The 2,360-nt window shown below is 72.0% G+C and carries 3 protein-coding genes; 2 read left to right on the top strand and 1 reads right to left on the bottom strand.

The annotated features are described in order from the left end of the window. Positions 1-278 precede the first annotated feature (278 nt). Both KN815_RS26245 and KN815_RS26240 read left to right on the top strand, forming a co-directional pair. On the top strand, positions 279-1,472 hold the full coding sequence (locus KN815_RS26245; protein ID WP_216344388.1) for a PQQ-dependent sugar dehydrogenase: 1,194 nt from the start codon (positions 279-281) through the stop codon (positions 1,470-1,472). Positions 1,473-1,616: 144 nt separating this feature from the next. Further along, positions 1,617-1,784: a DUF6191 domain-containing protein gene (locus KN815_RS26240; protein WP_014055106.1), complete on the top strand. Its 168-nt coding sequence runs from the start codon at positions 1,617-1,619 to the stop codon at positions 1,782-1,784. A gap of 257 nt (positions 1,785-2,041) precedes the next feature. Here KN815_RS26240 and KN815_RS26235 read toward each other — a convergent pair. Further along, positions 2,042-2,360: helix-turn-helix domain-containing protein (locus KN815_RS26235; RefSeq protein ID WP_253209253.1), on the bottom strand; the 319-nt coding region annotated here is incomplete at its 5' end.

The raw sequence follows: 2,360 nt of genomic DNA, 5'->3' as shown, positions 1-2,360 counted from the left end.
CGAGGATCTCGCGGAGATCGCGGAGCTGCCGCCGGCGCGCGGGTCGTGGGACTGAGACGCCGGTCGTGGGTGCGCGTCCGGTCCGGGCCTGACTCCAGTCCGGGCCTGACCCTGGTCGGGCCTGACCCTGGTCGGGCCTGACCCTGGTCGGGCCTGACCCTGGTCGGGGCCTGACCCTGATCCGGGCCTGACCCTGGTCGGGGTCCGGTTCGGGGATGGGAACCCGGCGCGGAGCAGCGGTGTATAAGAATCAGTGCCGTGCCGCGGCACACGTGCCCATGGAGAGGAATCCGACCGTGCGACGCCCTCGCGTGACCTCTGTACTCGCCTCCGTTGCCGCCGTGTTGCTCGTGGCGGGCTGCTCGTCCGACGGCGACAGCATCACCAGACCGGGCGGCCGCTCGTCCGCGCCCTCGAAGCCGGACGGCGGGGGCTCCCCCTCGGGCGCACCCTCGCCGACGGAGTCCGCGGCGCCTGCGAAGGGCTCGGTGAAGGTGGTGCGCACGCTCACCACGAAGCTGGACTCCCCCTGGGGGCTGGCGCCGCTGCCCGGCGGGGATCTGCTGGTCTCCTCGCGGGACACCGGAAAGATCTTCAAGATCTCGGCGGACACCGGGAAGAAGACCGAGGTGGGGTCCGTCCCGGGCGTCTCCGCCGCCGGTGAGGGCGGGCTGCTGGGGCTGGCGGTCTCCTCCGACTTCGGCGCGGACCACATGGTCTACGCATACTTCACCACCGACTCGGACAACCGCATCGTCCGCATGGTGTACGACGACAAGCGCCCCGCGGGCGATCAGCTCGGCGCCCCGGACACGATCTTCAAGGGCATCCCCAAGGGCACGATCCACAACGGCGGCCGCATCGCCTTCGGCCCGGACAAAATGCTCTACGCGGGCACGGGAGAGAGCGGTGACCGCGGGCTCGCCCAGGACATGGACTCCTTCGGCGGCAAGATCCTGCGGATGACCCCGGACGGCGAGCCCGCGCCCCGCAATCCGGACGCCCAGTCGGTCGTCTACACATGGGGTCACCGCAATGTGCAGGGCCTGGCCTGGGACGCGGACAAGCGGCTGTGGGCCTCCGAGTTCGGCCAGGACACCTGGGACGAGCTCAATCCGATCGAGCCGGGCAAGAACTACGGCTGGCCGGAAGTCGAGGGCAAGGCCGGCAAGAAGGGCTTTGTCGATCCGGTCGAGCAGTGGAAGCCCGACGACGCCTCGCCGAGCGGAATCGCCTTCGCCAAGGGCTCGATCTGGATGGCGGGGCTGCGCGGTGAGCGGCTGTGGCGCATTCCGCTGAAGGGCGACAAGCCCGTGGCGAAGCCGCAGCCGTTCCTGGACGGGAAGTACGGACGGCTGCGCAGCGTAGTGGCGGCGGACGACGGGGGGCTATGGCTGACGACGAGCAATACCGATGGGCGTGGCAAGCCGGGCAAGCAGGACGACCGGATCCTGCGACTGGAAGTCCGCTGAGCGGAGAGGGGGTCCGCTGAGGGACGCTGAGGGGAGGGTGAACCGGCCGATCACGGCGCCGAGTTCGGCGGACATGTCGCGGCGTGCCCGTTCTGTGAACGGTCTGCCTACACTGGCAGCAGCCGCACGCCTACGGGGGTCGTCATGTTCAACCTCATCGAGGAGCTCTTCGCACCCGGCCGCAAGCACACCGAGGAAGAGCGCAACCGGCTGGAGGTCACGCTCGACGAGACGGGCAGCAGCGACCCGGGGAAGGGCCCGGTGGACCTCGACTCCGGCCGGGTGGTGATCCGCCCCCGCGAAGAGGGCTGACCCGGCGGACGGTCAGCGCACGGCGCGGCTGTGAGCGCCGCGCGTCGTGTCAGCGCGCGCATCCGGTCAGCGCCGATGCGTCCCGTCAGCGTGCGCATCCCGTCAGCCCCTCCGCACGTCCGGTCAGCGCCCCGCGAACCCCGTCAGGGTGCGTCCACGTCCCGCCAGCCCGCGCGTCCCGTCCACAACGCCCCGCGCATCCCGTCCGCAGCACCCGCGCGTCCCGTCCACAGCGCCCCGCGCGTCCGCGTACGTGCTCAGCGTGCCGCCGCGCCGTCGGTCAGGCCGTCCACCAGCCGCAGCCGATGGGCCACGGCGGCCGCCTCGCCCCGGCCCGAGACGCCCAGCTTGGCCAGGATGTTGGAGACATGGACGCTCGCCGTCTTGGGCGAGATGAAGAGCTCCTCGGCGATCTGGCGGTTGCTGCGCCCCGCGGCGACCAGCCGCAGCACATCCCGCTCCCGGGGTGTCAGCCCCAGCTCCTCGGCCGGATCGGCGGGCGCGGCAGGCGCGGCGGACCCGGCAGGCCCGGCAGGCCCGGCGGCAGGGCCCGAAGAGCCCGGGGCCCGGGAGACC

The sequence above is a fragment of the Streptomyces niphimycinicus genome (assembly GCF_018883605.1).
GTDB lineage: Bacteria > Actinomycetota > Actinomycetes > Streptomycetales > Streptomycetaceae > Streptomyces > Streptomyces niphimycinicus.
Note: the sequence above shows the minus strand (reverse complement) of the source record. Positions and strands in the feature narration are given on the sequence as shown.